At 32.0% G+C, this 16413-nt stretch carries 15 protein-coding genes and 1 riboswitch; all 15 genes read left to right on the top strand.

The annotated features are described in order from the left end of the window. The first annotated feature begins 32 nt into the window (after positions 1-32). Positions 33-887 (top strand): YitT family protein, encoded by an 855-nt coding sequence (locus ACJDUG_RS09630; RefSeq protein ID WP_406769682.1) that lies wholly within the window; start codon positions 33-35, stop codon positions 885-887. Positions 888-1285: 398 nt separating this feature from the next. After that, complete coding sequence (locus tag ACJDUG_RS09635) at positions 1286-2092, top strand: CPBP family intramembrane glutamic endopeptidase (RefSeq protein WP_406769683.1); 807 nt, start codon at positions 1286-1288, stop codon at positions 2090-2092. Positions 2093-2201: 109 nt separating this feature from the next. Continuing rightward, positions 2202-2825, top strand: coding sequence for an MFS transporter (locus tag ACJDUG_RS09640; protein WP_406769684.1), 624 nt, complete (start codon positions 2202-2204; stop codon positions 2823-2825). A gap of 142 nt (positions 2826-2967) precedes the next feature. After that, positions 2968-4614, top strand: a complete 1647-nt coding sequence (locus ACJDUG_RS09645; RefSeq protein ID WP_406769685.1) for a GGDEF domain-containing protein — start codon at positions 2968-2970, stop codon at positions 4612-4614. 137 nt (positions 4615-4751) lie between these two features. Beyond that, positions 4752-5132 (top strand): carbonic anhydrase, encoded by a 381-nt coding sequence (locus ACJDUG_RS09650; RefSeq protein ID WP_406769686.1) that lies wholly within the window; start codon positions 4752-4754, stop codon positions 5130-5132. A 298-nt stretch (positions 5133-5430) separates the two neighbouring features. Further along, entirely contained in the window at positions 5431-5997 is a 567-nt protein-coding gene (locus ACJDUG_RS09655) for a histidine phosphatase family protein (RefSeq protein ID WP_406769687.1), read from the top strand. A gap of 84 nt (positions 5998-6081) precedes the next feature. Continuing rightward, complete coding sequence (locus ACJDUG_RS09660; protein ID WP_406769688.1) at positions 6082-6906, top strand: VanW family protein; 825 nt, start codon at positions 6082-6084, stop codon at positions 6904-6906. A gap of 55 nt (positions 6907-6961) precedes the next feature. Next, the gene (locus ACJDUG_RS09665; protein ID WP_406769689.1) at positions 6962-7513 is read left to right on the top strand and encodes a GNAT family N-acetyltransferase; all 552 of its coding nucleotides are present in this window, start codon (positions 6962-6964) and stop codon (positions 7511-7513) included. Positions 7514-7577: 64 nt separating this feature from the next. Next, positions 7578-7679, top strand: a riboswitch (guanidine-I (ykkC/yxkD leader). A 59-nt stretch (positions 7680-7738) separates the two neighbouring features. Further along, a complete protein-coding gene (gene sugE, locus ACJDUG_RS09670; protein WP_406769690.1) occupies positions 7739-8059 on the top strand; it encodes a quaternary ammonium compound efflux SMR transporter SugE in 321 nt (106 codons plus the stop codon). Between the two features lie 388 nt (positions 8060-8447). Continuing rightward, on the top strand, positions 8448-9137 hold the full coding sequence (gene ftsE / locus ACJDUG_RS09675; RefSeq protein WP_406769691.1) for a cell division ATP-binding protein FtsE: 690 nt from the start codon (positions 8448-8450) through the stop codon (positions 9135-9137). Then, on the top strand, positions 9127-10017 hold the full coding sequence (gene ftsX / locus ACJDUG_RS09680; RefSeq protein WP_406769692.1) for a permease-like cell division protein FtsX: 891 nt from the start codon (positions 9127-9129) through the stop codon (positions 10015-10017). Before ftsE ends, ftsX begins: the two co-directional genes overlap by 11 nt. Before the next feature lie 119 nt (positions 10018-10136). Continuing rightward, positions 10137-11321, top strand: a complete 1185-nt coding sequence (locus ACJDUG_RS09685) for a murein hydrolase activator EnvC family protein (RefSeq protein WP_406769693.1) — start codon at positions 10137-10139, stop codon at positions 11319-11321. A 319-nt stretch (positions 11322-11640) separates the two neighbouring features. Next, complete coding sequence (locus ACJDUG_RS09690) at positions 11641-12843, top strand: S41 family peptidase (protein WP_406769694.1); 1203 nt, start codon at positions 11641-11643, stop codon at positions 12841-12843. A gap of 24 nt (positions 12844-12867) precedes the next feature. After that, a complete protein-coding gene (locus ACJDUG_RS09695) occupies positions 12868-14184 on the top strand; it encodes a PDZ domain-containing protein (RefSeq protein WP_406769695.1) in 1317 nt (438 codons plus the stop codon). 242 nt (positions 14185-14426) lie between these two features. After that, positions 14427-16412, top strand: a complete 1986-nt coding sequence (gene uvrB / locus ACJDUG_RS09700; protein ID WP_406769696.1) for an excinuclease ABC subunit UvrB — start codon at positions 14427-14429, stop codon at positions 16410-16412. The last annotated feature ends 1 nt before the right edge of the window (position 16413 follow it).

Genomic DNA, 16413 nt, shown 5'->3' on the forward strand with positions numbered 1-16413 from the left:
AATTTTTCATTAAGGATGAAAGGGAGGTTTTTATGAAGAAAGCAAAGGATTATATATTAATTACCATTGGATTTATTCTGGTGGCACTGTCCCTGGAGCTTTTTTTAGTTCCAAATAAAATCGCTGCAGGGGGTGTTTCTGGAATCGCAATTATAATTAACAGTATTTTTCCTGTTCTAGATGTAGGACTTCTTATGTTAATTATGAATGCTATATTATTTATTGTAGCATTTATATTTATAGGAAATAAATTTGGCGGGAAAAGTATTTATACAAGTTTAGGACTTTCAGGCACTATTTGGTTAATGGATAAATTGAAGATTTATAACTATGTACTTACAAAGGATCTATTACTAGCATCTGTATTTGGGACACTGATTTCTGGTATAGGAATGGCTATAGTATTTAACCAAAATGCCTCTACAGGTGGTACAGATATACTTGCTAAAATACTAAATAAATATTTTCACATAGATATTGGTAAATCACTATTATCTGTAGACTTTATAGTTTCCTGTTTTGCAGGACTTACCTTTGGAGCTAATGTAGGTATGTATGCACTATTATGCGTTATAATGAATGGTTTTATAATAGATAATGTTATTGAAGGTATGAATACCTGTAAAGAAGTCATGATTCTAAGCAGCAAAAATAGGGATATAAGCAAATTTATAATAGATGAATTAGAAAGAGGCTGTACTATATTTAATGGTAAGGGCGGCTACAGCGAAAAGGATGCCTCCATTTTATATACCGTGCTTAGCAGAAAACAATTTATATTATTAAAGAAATTCATAAAGGAAGTAGACAGCAGAGCCTTTATTACTGTTAGTGAAGCACATGAGGTTTTAGGGGAAGGCTTTAGGGACATTCTAGGAGACGAATAGTGTGGAGTGTTTTAATAAGTTTCAAAGCCCCTGTAGCTTTGGTACTATATTTAATTGCTACAAGCTTATTTTCCTTTTTAGAGGAAGTGGTTTTTAGATTATATGCTAAAAGTAGGAGATTGACTGCTTAACATAAAATATAGGGACGCAGCTAATGGTACATTTATTTACCATTAGCTGCGTCCTTACTATTTTTAAGAAAGGATTCATAATATTAAGTGTATCTATGTTTTTAAAAAATCATAGATGCAATTTAGTTAAGTATGCTATAATTGTAAATATTATTAGATTTTACCTAAAAGAACAATTTGTTAACGAGATAGACATAAAAGATGAGAAAAAGAGTAATTTTGAAAACTGGGTTATAGTAAATTATTTTTAATTTGGGGGTGCAGGTGATGAATAAAGAACTAGTTGATAATAGATTTAAGCTGTCATTTATAGGTGCCTTTGGGATAATAATAGTATATTATGTGCTAATAGCAGGAATTATAAATCTGCCCTTTGCAATTTTTTCTGAACTCTTTAACAATATACAAGTATTACAGGCTGCCGTTATATTTGTAGGAAATTTAATTTCCTATGCAATAACAATAAAATTAATTCTAAGAAGAATAAGAAAGAAGAATAAATCAAATTTTAAAATAAGCTTTATTCATAAATTTAATTTTAAGATCTTATTATGTACAGTTCTTTTAATAATAGGATATTTTTTATGGTTTCAAAGCTCCCTTGGTATGTTAATACAGAAAATACCTATACCGCAATACGTAAATGATGCCTTTGAAACATTGGCAATAAATGACTACTCATTTATTGCTACTGCAGTAATAATAGCCCCTATTTTTGAGGAAATTTTAATGCGAGGGCTTATTTTAGAGGGCTTTTTAAACAAATATAAACCTGTAACTGCCATAATAGCTTCAGCCTTTATATTTGGACTAATTCATTTAAACATTCCGCAATTTATTAATGCCTTTTTTTTAGGCTTAATTTTAGCCTTGATATATTACAAAACTAGATCCTTGATATTGTGTATCTGTGCACATATCTTAAATAATAGCATTGCCATATTTTCAGCATACATGAAGCTTGAATATATTATTTTAATATTTTTTATAGGAATGATTATTTTTATTGCTGCCGGCAAATATCTTTTAAAACAAATTTATAAATCTCAAAAAGTAGAGGAAGTAAATATTTAAGGAGAAAACAAATGTATAAACCGATTTAATACACTCTAATTTCACAGGAGATTATGGAAATAGCCTTTATAGCAAGGCTTATTTTTCATGTAATTTTGGAGGTATTAAATTGAATAAAAAGGCTAATGTTTATTTAATGTACACTATTGTCTTTCTTCAAGGGCTTGTTTTTTATGAGCCTATTGCCACATTATACAGACAAAGCAGAAATTTATCTTTGTCTAGTATGTTTTTAATAGAATCTATTTCATGGATATTAGTGATTGTATTTGAAATTCCATGGGGATGGGTTGCAGATAGAGTTGGATACAAGAAAGTACTTGTTATTTCAAATTTTATATTTTTTATATCAAAAATAGTTTTCTATGAGGCAAGTTCATTTGAAATGTTCTTCTTAGAAAGAGTATTGTTATCTGCAGCTTTAGCCGGAATCTCAGGTTGCGATATCGCACTCATATATTCATCTATAAAACAAGATGAGAATGAGAAAGTATTTGGCAGATATAATGCATTTTCAACTAGTGGTTATTTAATAGCATCAATTATTTTTCCGCTGCTTATAAGGCAGTCTATGAATAGTACTGTGTTTTATACTATAATGCCTTATGCAGTTGCAGCAATATTAACTTTGCAGATAAAAGAGGTTAATGTGCAGCAGGAGGAAAGACCTAAGCTTATACTGTTTTTTCTCTATAAGATAAAAAGTGTAAAAGAAATAAACTTAGAGAAATAAAATAGTATTTAGATGTTAATAGTTTTCCTTTATTATTTTAACACTAAGCTTTGAAAATATTCTTTTTGATGTGTAGAAAAATGTAAATTTGCGGGGTATAATCTATATACAGAATAGATTGTAGTATAATTTGGGGGAAACTATGGAAGCTGATTTGTCTAAAGAGGTCAATAAAATACTTGGCGAAGCAAAACATATATACGCTTCTAACCCAAACAATTCATACATTATGAGCAAAGAAGCATATATAATGTCTAAGAATAATAATCTAAAAATGGAAGAAGGGGATGCTTTAATTAGCATGTCCATGGCTTGTAGATCCAAGTCTCAAATTAATAAAATGCTGGAATATTCTTATGATGCCTATGAAATTTTTAAAACTCTAAATGTGTCTTTAGGACAAGCAAAGTCATTGAATCTTATGGGTATTGCTTATTTTTATAGTGCAATGTATAAAGAGGCGCTTCAATATTTATTACAGGCTAAGGATCTTCTAATGAAATTGAAGGAAGACTTTTTATTAAGCTGTGTTATTAATAATATTGGTGAAGTTTTTCGTGAGTCAGAAGATTACAGTAATGCTTTAAAATATTTTGATAGTTCCCTTAGAATTTGTGAATTAAATAATTTCAAAATAAATACAGCTTCTATATTAAGTAATATGGGAGAAATATACTTTTTAGAAAGTAAATATGAACAAGCCATGGAATACTTTACCCAAAGTTATAACATTCTTATTAAAGAAAATGAGATGGTAAATCTAGGGGAAGTAGAAAACAAGCTAGGGAAAATGCATTTTTTAAATAAAAATTATGGGAAAGCAGAAGAATATTTTTATAATGCATTAACAAGATTAAAAAATGTAGATAATAAGTTTTACATAATTGATGTATTTTTAAATATTGCAAAGCTTTTAGCAGAAAAAAATCCACATAGAGCTTTTTATTATTTTGAAAAAGCCATACGGTACTCAGAAAAAACAAATGCAAAGAAGAAGCTTAGTGAAATTTATAAAACTACGTCGGAATTCTATGAGAAAGTTGGCAGTTATAAGGAAGCATTAGAGTACTTCAAAAAGTATTTTGCGGTAAATCAGGAAATTATATCATCAATTACAGCAAATAAGCTTGAAATTATTAAAATTGAATTTTCACATCTAAAAGAAGACAGTAAATTTGAGAAAGAGAAAATTATTAATAAACGCTTGGAATTGGAAATATCAAATCAAAGACGCCAATTAGCAAGTATAGAAGAATTAAATAAGGTTCTAGAGAAAACTACATTTGAGGACGAGCTTACTGGTGTTCCTAACAGAAGATACATAAATTATAACTTGAGCAAGGTTTTTGAGGAACGCTTTTTACTGGATCATAGCATTGTTCTTTTTATCATTGACATTGATAATTTTAAAAAATATAACGATTTCTGGGGGCATTTAGAAGGGGATAAGTGCCTTATAAAAATTGCAAATTGTTTAGAAGCTATTCAAATTGAACGGGGAGATATCTTTGGAAGATTTGGTGGCGAAGAATTTATTTATTATGCATTGGGAATAAACTTTGAAGAGGCTATAGAACTGGGTAATTATATAAGAACTGAAGTTGAAAAGCTAGACATTAAATATACATCAGATAATGAAAGCAAAGTTCTTACTATAAGTGTGGGTGGTGCACTAGGCAAAGCTTCAGACTTTTACAGCATAACTAGCATTATAGAAATCGCAGATAAGGAACTTTATAAAGCTAAAAATATGGGACGAAATATTACATTACTAAATGAGGCTAAATAAGTCATATGGCAGAAGAACGTTATTTATGGCATGTTTTTACTATGCATGTGGGTTTATTTTTTTGTAATCAGCTAATAAAAGCACTTAAGCTAATATATCTTCATATTTTATTAGTAAATAATATTAGAAGGTGTATTATGAAAAAAACATTTGGTACAGCATTAAACTGTATTGATGGAAGAACTCAAATTCCTATTATTAACTGGATGAAAGAGAACTTCGACTTGGACTATGTAGATCTAATTACAGAACCAGGAATGGACAGGGTATTATCTCAAGGGGATTATTTCGAAACTGAAAGATTAAAAGAAAAAGTTTTAATATCTGTTACTTCTCATAATTCTAATGTTGCTGCCGTGGTAGGACATTATGATTGTGCTGCTAATCCTGTAAGTGATGGTGAACATTTTAGAGACATTGCAGAATCAACTTTAATAGTAAAATCATGGGGCCTCCCAGTGGAAGTAATTGGCTTATGGGTTGATGAACATTGGCATGTACACGTAGTTAGTTTATAAATTTACAATTTTCGCATAAATATTAATCCATAGTATACCGTATTATTCTGAACTGCCCCCTGTCAAGTAGACAGTGGGCAGTTCATTCAGTTGAATTTTACGGTATTTCTTATTTTATATCTATAGGTTAAATATGCTATAATTGTAAATATAATAAATTTATTTTAATTATAAAGAAAAAAGGGATATGCCAAATTAATGTTAAAAATGGCTTTTGAAATTGCAGGGAAAAAGATATTGGATACAATTATAGCTTAAAAACTATTTAAAAAGGAAGAAAATAAAATTGGAGGAAACAATGTTGACAAAAGTATATTTTGTAAGACATGCCAAACCTGACTTTTCTGTTAAAGATGATTTATTACGTCCACTAACTGAAGAAGCTATGGAGGAAAGAAAAAAGGTAACAGAATTTTTAGCAGATAAAGATATTAATAGAGTGTATTCCAGCCCTTGTAAAAGAGCAATCGATACTATAAAGCATTTTGCAGAAAGTATGAATTTAAGCATTGATATTATTAATGATTTTAGAGAAAGAAAAGTTGATAATATATGGATAGAGGATTTTAATGCTTTTGCAAAAGAGCAGTGGCTAGATTTTAATTATAAATTAGATAATGGTGAATGCCTATATGAGGTTCAAAATAGAAATATAATGGCTCTAATGCAGATACTTGCTGAAAATGAAGAACACAACATTGTTATAGGTTCCCATGGTACCGCATTAAGTACAATAATAAACTATTTTAATAAAGAATTTAGATATGCTGATTTTGAAAGGATTAAGGATCTAATGCCGTTTATTGTTTGTTTTACTTTTGAGGGTCAAGCTATTATAAATATAGAAGAATTCTTTTTGGAGTAAATTATTTTAGGGAAGAAATGATATGAATTATTCATAAATATTGGAATATATTTATTATACCTGTATAACAAAAGGGGTGGAGGTATGGATTATATAGAAAAGAAACTCATAAAAAGGTCTAAAACTAGATTACTTTTTGGCAAGGTATATTATTCAGCAGCAAGGTATAAGCAATGGTATTTTAGCGGGAAAAAATATTCCAGTAATGTTGTTGGAGAGAGATATCCCTATGTTATTTTTGAACACAGAACACCTCTTATTCGAAAACTAAAGGATGTAGATATGTATCTTCAATATAATAAAATAACAAATCTTAGACTTGCTGTAGAGAAACTTAATGGAATTATTATTAAAAGCGGGGAAACATTTTCATATTGGAATATTGTTGGGAAACCTACCTATAAAAAAGGATACTTAGATGGTCTTGTACTATGTGCCGATGGTACTTTTAAAGCAGGAGTAGGAGGAGGGCTCTGTCAGCTATCCAATCTCATATATTGGATGACATTACATACTGATTTAATAGTAACGGAAAGACATCGACATAGTCATGACATATTTCCTGACGTTAGTCGAACGCAGCCTTTTGGAACAGGGGCTACCTGTTCATATAGTTCTTTGGACTTACAAATACATAATAATACTGATAAAGAATTTCAACTTGTAGTTTATTTGACCGATGAGAGTCTGGTAGGAGAGTGGAGAAGTTCAGAAACCTCTTTCCATGAATATGAAGTATATGAAAAGGAACACTCAATAACCCCTGGAGTTTTTGGCGGATATATTAGGAATAATGTAATCTATAGAAAGTGCTATGATAATATTGGGTTTATAAAAGATGAATATATTACTGAAAATCATGCCTATATGACATACAATCCATATTTGAGTGAGAATACATGTGGATAAAGATAATTGTTAATAATATAAATTTCAATATACAAATGTTTAGAAGGTGTTATTTATGACAAGAATTTATGAAACAGAAAGACTTGTATTAAAAGTTTTGGACAAGTCTTATGCACAACAAGTATTGGATTACTATTTAAGAAACAAGATTTTTTTAGAAGAGTGGGAACCAGTGAAAAATAAAGAATTTTATACAATAAAGTATCAGGACGAGCAGTTGGATAATGAGTTTACCATTATTGAAAATAATAGAGCGTTCAGGTTATGGCTTTTTAAAAAGGAAGATAGCAGCAGAATAATTGGTTCAGTTGGCTTTAACAACATTGTTAGAGGTGCTTTTCTATCCTGTCATCTTGGTTATAAATTGGATAAGGATGAATTAAATATGGGCTATATTACCGAGGCAATTAAAAAAGGTATTGATATTATGTTTAATGAATATGGACTCCATAGAATTGAAGCCAATATTATGCCTAAAAATAAACGATCCTTAAGAGCTGTTGAAAAATTAGGCTTCTATAATGAAGGGTTAGCTTATAAATATTTAAGGATTAATGGCAAGTGGGAGGATCACATTCATATGGTCTTACTAAATGAAAGCCTGTAATAAAAAATAAACAAAATTGACTAAGTTCTAAACTTTTGTTATACTTAAAAAACAAACTGTATATACTTATGTTCTATAGGGTTCCACAGCTATTTAATAACTGGTTTGGTCCAAGATAGAACGCACAGCTCAGCTGTGTTCACGGAAGGATAAAAGCCTGGGAGATATTTTTTAAATATCCCTTGGCTTTTTTTATTTCAATATTAATATAAGGAGAGAAAAATTATGCAATGGTTACTATTAGTTATAGCAGGGTTATTTGAGGTGTGGTGGGCAGTAGCCCTAAAGTATTCACAAGGTTTTACAAAGCTTGTCCCGAGTTTACTTACCATATTAGGGATGATAGCAAGCTTCTATTTTTTATCCTTGGCTTTAAAAAATCTTCCATTAGGAACTGCCTATGCAATTTGGACAGGTATTGGAACAATTGGTACAGCAATTTTAGGAATAATTCTCTTTAAGGAACCAGTTATGGCAGCAAGATTAATCTGTATTGGGCTTATTATTGCAGGTATAGTGGGGCTTAAGTTTATATCTTCCAATTAATTATTCTGTGGCAAAATAAAACCTATTTTACATCTTTCAAGAAACCACACCATAAAATGAAAGCAATGTGGTATATGAAACATCACTCTGACACACAAATGTGCCGAAAGAAACGTCCCTTGGCCGTATTCATTAAAAATTAACATATGAAAAATTTAGTATAATTATAAAAAAGTAATGTGCTATTAAAATCCTTTTTAAGATTAGTTATATTAAGGTCTTAGTAAATATATGAATATTGTAAATTCAGCAAAAATAATGGAGAATTCTAGATTAAAATAATAATAAAAAGTTGTAAACCGTTAAAAAACCTCAATTTTTATGTTATAATAGTAAAGAACTTTATGCATTTTTGTGTAAAATTATGATTAAATAAGGAGCTACTACAATGATTGAGTTTAATAACGTTAGTAAAATTTACAACAATAATGTAACTGCCCTTAAAAATGTGGATGTAAAAATCGAAAGAGGAGAATTTGTTTTCCTGGTAGGACCTAGTGGAGCAGGTAAATCAACCATGATGAAAATGCTTTTAAAGGAAGTTGAACCTACTTCGGGAAATATAATTATTAATAACAATATTGAAATAAATAAGCTTAAAAAAAGTGAGGTACCTTTCTATAGGAGAAAAATAGGAGTTGTATTTCAGGACTTTAGGCTTATTCCAACTATGAATGTATACGAAAATGTTGCCTTTGCAATGAGAGTCATTGAGGCATCTACAAAGGATATAAGAAAAAGAGTACCTATTATGCTTTCTTTAGTTGGCTTATCAACTAAATTTAAGTCCTTTCCTCATGAACTTTCTGGTGGAGAACAGCAGAGAGTTGCCTTAGCAAGAGCAATTGTAAACAATCCCGCTATAGTAATTGCGGACGAGCCTACTGGTAATCTGGACCCTGAAACTGCAATGGGTATTATGGAAATATTAACTGATATAAATAGTGCTGGAACAACAGTGGTAATGGCTACTCATGCTAGAGAAATAGTAGACGTTATGAAAAAAAGAGTTATTGCTATTGAAAAGGGTGAGATAGTCAGAGACGAAAAGAGGGGGTTATACGGTTATGAAGATTAATACCTTTAAGCTTTTTGTAGGAGATGCAGGAAAGAATCTAAGAAGAAACAGGACCATTACTACAGCCTCAATAGCTACAGTTGCGGCAACCTTATTTATAGTGGGAGTATTTTTACTTACAATATTAGATATTCAACAGCTTATGAAAGAAGTTGAATCAAAAGTGGAAATCAAGGTAGTTTTAAAGGATGATATAACTTACTCTCAGCAAAATGATTTGGAAAGTGCTATAAAAGCTACTCCTGGAGTTACAAATGTAAGTTATGAAACAAAAGAACAAGCTTTAGAAAATTTAAGAAATCAATTAGGTGAGAAAAATAAAGCTTTAGTAGAAGGTTTAGATAAGGATAATCCAATGCCAAATTCATATGTTGTTAAGGTACAGACCCCACAGCAGGTGGTTTCAGTAGTTAACAGTATAAAAGATGATCCAGGTATTGATACAATTAAGGATGGAAGAGAATTTGTTGATAAAATAATTTCTATAAGCAATACAATAAAGTATGTTGGAGTAGCCATGTTCCTAATATTAATTGGTGTTTCTCTGTTTTTAATAGGCAATACTATAAAGCTTACTGTATATGCAAGAAGAAGAGAAATAGGAATTATGAGATTTATTGGTGCTACTAATTGGTTTATTAGATGGCCGTTTATACTTGAAGGTGCTTTTATTGGTATTTTAGGCGGTATATTATCAACTATAGTTTTATACTTTGGATATAACTTTATTTATGGCAAAACTACAACTGGTATTTTATTAGTACAACTAATTAACCCAGGCTATGTGCTTGGTACCATGGGTATAGAGTTTATCTTTGGAGGAATTTTCATCGGTGTATTAGGAAGTATTATTGCCATGAGAAAGTTCCTGACAGTATAATAAAAAGCCGCAGCCCTATGACTTACTTTGCGTATTTAATTCATAGGGCTTTTGCTGCACATGTTCAACTACTGTAGTTTTACGATTTTATAATTAGTTTTATGAGTGGGGAGTTCAAAATGAAAAAAGGGTTATGTATTACTTTATCTTTAATACTATGTGTTTTATCTTTTAATGGTATTAAAGCAGATGAACTTACTGATGCACAGAAAAAAATGAATAGTATAAATGGATCAATTAATGATAAAAAGGATACTTTAAATGAAATTAATAAGCAAAGATCTGATACACAAGCATCTATAAATGAATTAGATAAGAAAATGACTGCTTCTTCAAGTAATTTAGGAGATTTAAATAATAAACTATCTGATTTAAGCACACAAATAGAAACTCTTAACGCGAAAATAGCTGAAAGTAATAACAGTCTAAATGAAGAAAAAGAACTTTTCAAAAAAAGAGTCAGAGCTATGTATATCAGTGGTAATGAAGGGTATTTAGAACTTTTATTAACTTCAAAAGATGTGTCGGATTTTCTCAGCAGAATGGATACTATTTCTAAGCTTATGGACTATGATAAACAGTTAATTAGCACCATTGAAACTAAAAACAAGGCCTTAGCTCTTCAAAAATCTGAGCTTAATCAAAAGAAAGCCGAAACTACTGAAGTTAAGCAGCAGGCAGACAGCAATATGAAAGAACTACAAGATAGTTCAGATAAGAAAAAGGAATTAATGACCTCCTTAGAAAAGGACAAGGTTACCTATGAAAAAATGATTGAACAGGAGCAAAAGGAGTCTCAGCAGATAGCCCAAATAATTAGAACTATTCAAGCTCAAAGAGAGGCTGCTAAAAATAAACCTAATAGTAGCGGATCCAATGGTACTGTTCTAACAGGGAATTCTTCAAGTATTGGAAAGCTATACTGTGTAACGGGAAAACCTGCAGGTATTACTTCTCCTTATGGTTGGAGGGTACATCCTGTTCTGGGTACTAAGAAATTTCATACTGGAATAGATCTAGGTGTTAATTCAGGTACACCAATATATGCACTTGCTGATGGGGTAGTTATATATTCAGGCTGGATGGAGGGCTATGGTAATGTAGTTATGATAAACCATGGCAGTTTAACTAGTTTATATGGACATAATTCCTCTCTAGCAGTAAAGGTAGGACAAGCAGTAAGAGGTGGGCAGCTTATTAGTTATTCTGGCAATACGGGACTATCAAGCGGACCTCATCTGCATTTTGAGATGAGAAAGGCAAATGGTGATACTACGGATCCAAATCCTTATTATGTGAAGTAAAGACAACTAATTAGTATAAAATGAACAATGTGATAAATTTGCAAATGTTTTTGCAAATTTATTTTTTTTAGTGTTATAATTATTTAGTATTTATATAAATATATAGAGTGAAGATAGATATAATAATAAAGGTAGTTACATAGTTTAAAAATAATGCATGGATAGGGATGCTTTACAAATAGAAAAAGAAAATAATGCATTACACTCATTGTTTTTGAAATAGGAGGTAGAAGCCCTAAATGGGCTTCTACGAGTAGTTTGCCAGCGGAATCGAGTAATCTTAAACTACTCAGTGTTCCGACAATAGGAGGGAAAAGAATTGAACAAGAAAAAGAAGTGGATAGCATGGACTGTCGCTATAGTTTTAGTGACCAATATTTTGACTTATTATGGCACAAAAAGATTATCATTAGTTCTGCCAAATGGCAAAATTATAGGTGCCCAGCAATATTCGGACGCCTCCAAGTTTCAAAAGCTTTTTGATGTGAGAAATCTTTTATATAAATTATATGACGGAAATATTGATGATAATACTTTGGTGGAAGGTGCAATTAAGGGAATGGCATCTTCTCTAAATGATCCTTATACTGTGTTTATGAATCAAAAGGAATATGAGAATTTCAACAGTCAAACAGTGGGTAGTTATTCTGGCGTAGGAATACAAATTGAAGTTAAAGATAACAATATAGTAGTACTTAGTACCTTTGAGGGATCACCGGCAAAAAGGGCAGGAGTGCTTCCCGGAGATATAATTGAGAAAGTTAATGATACAGATGTTAACGGTAAGGAATATGATAAAGCGGTTACAATGATGAAAGGAGCTAAGGGTTCAGATGTAAGTATTACTGTACTCAGAAACTCAAAGGATACCTATACATATAAAATGAAGAGGGATACTATAGCTTTAGAAACTGTCAGCGGAGAAATGCTTGCAGGCAATATTGCTTATATTAAGCTTTCAATGTTTGACGAAAATACAGGCAAAAATTTCAATAAGAAATTAACTGAGCTACAGAGTCAAGGAGCAAAGGGCCTCATTTTAGATTTGAGGCAGAACCCAGGAGGACTCTTAACTACTTGTGTTGACGTGGCATCTAATTTCATTCCAAAGGGTAAGGTAATAGTATCCACAATTGATAAGAATAACAGTAAGCAGGAATATGCTTCTAAGGGCGGCAGTGCTATTGGTTTACCTCTTGTGGTTTTAACAGATGGCAATACTGCAAGTGCTTCAGAAATAGTATCTGGCGCTGTAAGAGATTATAAAATAGGAACCTTAGTTGGAGAAAAGACCTTTGGGAAAGGCGTTGTCCAGACCATTATTGACACAGGAGACGGAACTGCCTTGAAGGTTACTATGGCTAAGTACTATACTCCTAATGGAGAAAATATCCAAAAAAAGGGCATTCAGCCTGATATAACAGTAAAATATCCAGAAAATCTATTAAGTAAGCCTTATAATAGAAGCACAGATCCACAGTTTAATAAGGCATTAGAGACCATTAAAGGAAAGCTTAAATAATCTATATATAGGAGAATTTATTTAATGAACATTTTACTAGGCACATTAAGGTCTATTGCTGCCACTTTACTCGATCCAGAGCTTGCGTTTATTCTACTAATATTGGCAGTGCTGCTATATAGACAAAATAAAAAAACAACTGTAATGCAGAAAATGATTATAGGAGATAGCCTTAATTCTGCTCTTGAATTAACAATTTCGCAAATTGTTATTGGTATATTTGCTGGAGTTCTTGGAAGCCTTATATTATCCTTTTTAGGAGTGGCTTTTGATGCTGATTCCTCCATATTCTTAATTTTTCTGATCTCCATATTTTTTATGTTTTGGAAACCGCGATATACTTGCTTTTCCTATTCAGGAGCTCTTTTAGGCTTTGTAAGCTTATTTTTAGAATTAGTATCAAAGGTTTATGCTGGAGTAAAAGTTAACATATTAGGATCTGTAATAAATTTATCAGATGTAAATGTGCTAAAAATAGACATTGGTGCCTTAATAACAATGATAGCAGTACTTCATTTTGTTGAGGGGCTGCTTGTTATAATTGATGGAAAAAGAGGAGCTATTCCTGTTTTTACTAATAAAAATGATAGAATAATTGGAGGGTTTGCACTTAGAAGAAGCTGGGTACTTCCAATTGCCTTATTTTTCATAGTTAGCAATGCCCAAAGCTTAGGGGCTACGCAAAATATTGCAACTCCGGATTGGTGGCCGATTTTAAAATCCTCATCGCTTCTGCATATGGCAAAGGATGCTGCAGTTTCAATGCTTGCTTATTATGGAGTTATTGGGTATAATTCCATAACCTTTACCAAGAATAAGGAAGAAAAAGCAGCTAGCTCTGGTATTGCCCTATTATTATATAGCTTGTTTATATTCCTAATGGCACAACTTGCACCACTAGGATATATTTATAAGCTTATAATAATAATAATAACACCAGTAGCTCATGAACTTATACTGAATATTCAAAGATACTTCGAAGTAAATGGGAAGCCAAAGTATGTAAGCAGCGATGAAGGAATAATGGTATTAGAAGTTGCGCCTAATTCTCCAGCCTTTGAAATGGGAATTAAAAGCGGAGACTTACTAGTTGAGCTTAATGATAAGAAGATATTAGATGAAAGAGATGTTGTAGCAGCGGGAAAAGCAGGTCTTACCTATATTAGCTTTAAGCTTAAAAGAGGGCTTGGAAAGCTTCAAGAGGTAAGCTATAATAAGCTAAACAGCGAATCTAGGCTTGGTATAGTTCTCGTCCCTAAAAATATCCCAGGTGACAGTACTGTAGTTAGGTATGATGAAAACAAATTCCAAGATATTTTAGATAAGATGAAGAAAAAATAATGCGGCATGGGGATGTTTCTCCTGCCATATTTATCGAGGAGGACGCTGAGGGGTTATTAGGAGTACTGCTGCTAGAAACCCTTCAGTGTCTTTTGTTTTTCTGAATTTTAATTTAGCAAATAACATTATAAAGCATAAAAGTTAAGCGAATTAAATTTCTTGACAGTGATATGTTATAAGTATAAAATATAAAATATCGAACAGGTGTTCATGTTTTATATATGAAATGTACGGAGGCCCAAATGAATGAATTTAAGATTAATTCAAAATTTAATCCTACAGGAGACCAGCCTGAGGCTATAGATAGCATTGTAGATGGACTAAAAAGAGGGGAGCACTGCCAAACTCTGCTTGGGGTAACTGGTTCAGGAAAAACCTTTACCATGGCAAATATAATCGAAAGAGTTCAAAGGCCAACCTTGGTATTAGCTCACAATAAAACTCTTGCAGCTCAGCTATGCTCTGAATTTAGAGATTTCTTTCCAGACAGCGCTGTTGAATATTTTGTATCTTATTATGATTATTATCAACCAGAAGCCTATGTACCTCAAACTGATACCTTCATAGAAAAAGACGCATCTATTAATGATGAAATTGATAAACTTCGCCACTCGGCCACTGCAGCTCTTTTTGAAAGAAGAGATGTTATAATTGTGGCATCTGTATCCTGCATATATGGTCTTGGTAATCCTGAAGAATACAAGAACTTAACAATTTCTTTAAGGGAAGGCATGGAGAAGGACAGAGATGAGGTAATAAAGAAGCTTATTGAAATTCAATACGAAAGAAATGAAATTAACTTTGTAAGAGGAACCTTTAGAGTAAGAGGAGACGTGCTGGATATTTTCCCAGCAGGGTCTACTAGTAAGGCAGTGAGAGTAGAGTTCTTTGGAGATGAAATAGATAGAATAAGAGAATTTGATGTGCTTACGGGAGAAATTTTAGGTGCACGAAATCACATATCTATTTTCCCTGCTTCCCACTTTGCAACCTCCTATGAAAAACTGGAAATAGCTATTAAAAAAATTGAGCAGGAGCTGGAGGAGAGGCTTGTGGAGCTAACTTCACAGGATAAACTTTTAGAAGCTCAAAGACTTAAGCAAAGAACTAATTTTGATATAGAAATGATTAGGGAAGTTGGCTACTGCAGCGGTATTGAAAATTACTCCAGAATATTAGACGGAAGACAAGCTGGAACACCACCTCAAACTTTAATAGATTATTTTCCAGAGGATCTGTTAATATTTATTGATGAAAGCCATGTTACACTTCCACAGGTAAGAGCAATGTATGCTGGGGACCGTTCAAGAAAGGAAACCCTGGTAGACTACGGTTTTAGACTTCCGAGTGCCTTTGATAATAGGCCATTAAAATTTCAAGAATTTGAAAAGAAAATAAATCAGATTTTATTTGTAAGTGCCACTCCAGGTCCTTATGAAAAGGAACATTCAACCAATACAGCTGAGCAGATTATTAGACCTACAGGACTCCTAGATCCTGAAATAGTAATTAAGCCAGTAAAGGGACAAATAGATGATTTATATGGGAATATTAAAGGTACAATAGAACGGGGCTTTAGGATACTGGTAACCACTTTAACAAAAAAAATGGCTGAAGATCTAACCAAGTATTTTAAGGAAATGGGTATAAAGACAAACTATCTTCACTCAGACATTGATTCCATAGAAAGAATGAAAGTTATAAGAGACCTCCGAATGGGTGAATTTGATGTATTAGTAGGAATTAACCTTTTAAGAGAAGGCCTTGATATACCAGAGGTGGCACTTGTGGCAATTTTGGATGCGGATAAGGAAGGCTTTTTACGTTCTGAAACCTCTCTGATTCAAACAATTGGAAGAGCCGCAAGAAACTCTGAAAGCAAGGTTATTATGTATGCAGATGTAATCACTAAATCCATGGACAAAGCTATCAATGAAACTAACAGAAGAAGAAAAATCCAAATGGAGTATAATGAGAAACATGGCATTGTTCCTACAAGTATTAAAAAAGAGATACGTAGTATACTTGAAGTATCAATGGTTGCTGAAGAAGAAGCTAAATATGACAGCCTTGAAGAGGCAATAGAGGGCAGCAATGAAAATATACAAAAGCTTATTGATAAATATGAAATAGAGATGTCTCAGGCTGCAAAGGATCTGCAGTTTGAAAGAGCAGCACAGCTTAGAGATATGATATTTAAGCTGAAGAAACAAAAGACAAAGAAATAAA

The organism is Candidatus Clostridium stratigraminis (assembly GCF_045310675.1).
Taxonomy (GTDB): domain Bacteria; phylum Bacillota; class Clostridia; order Clostridiales; family Clostridiaceae; genus Clostridium_AT; species Clostridium_AT stratigraminis.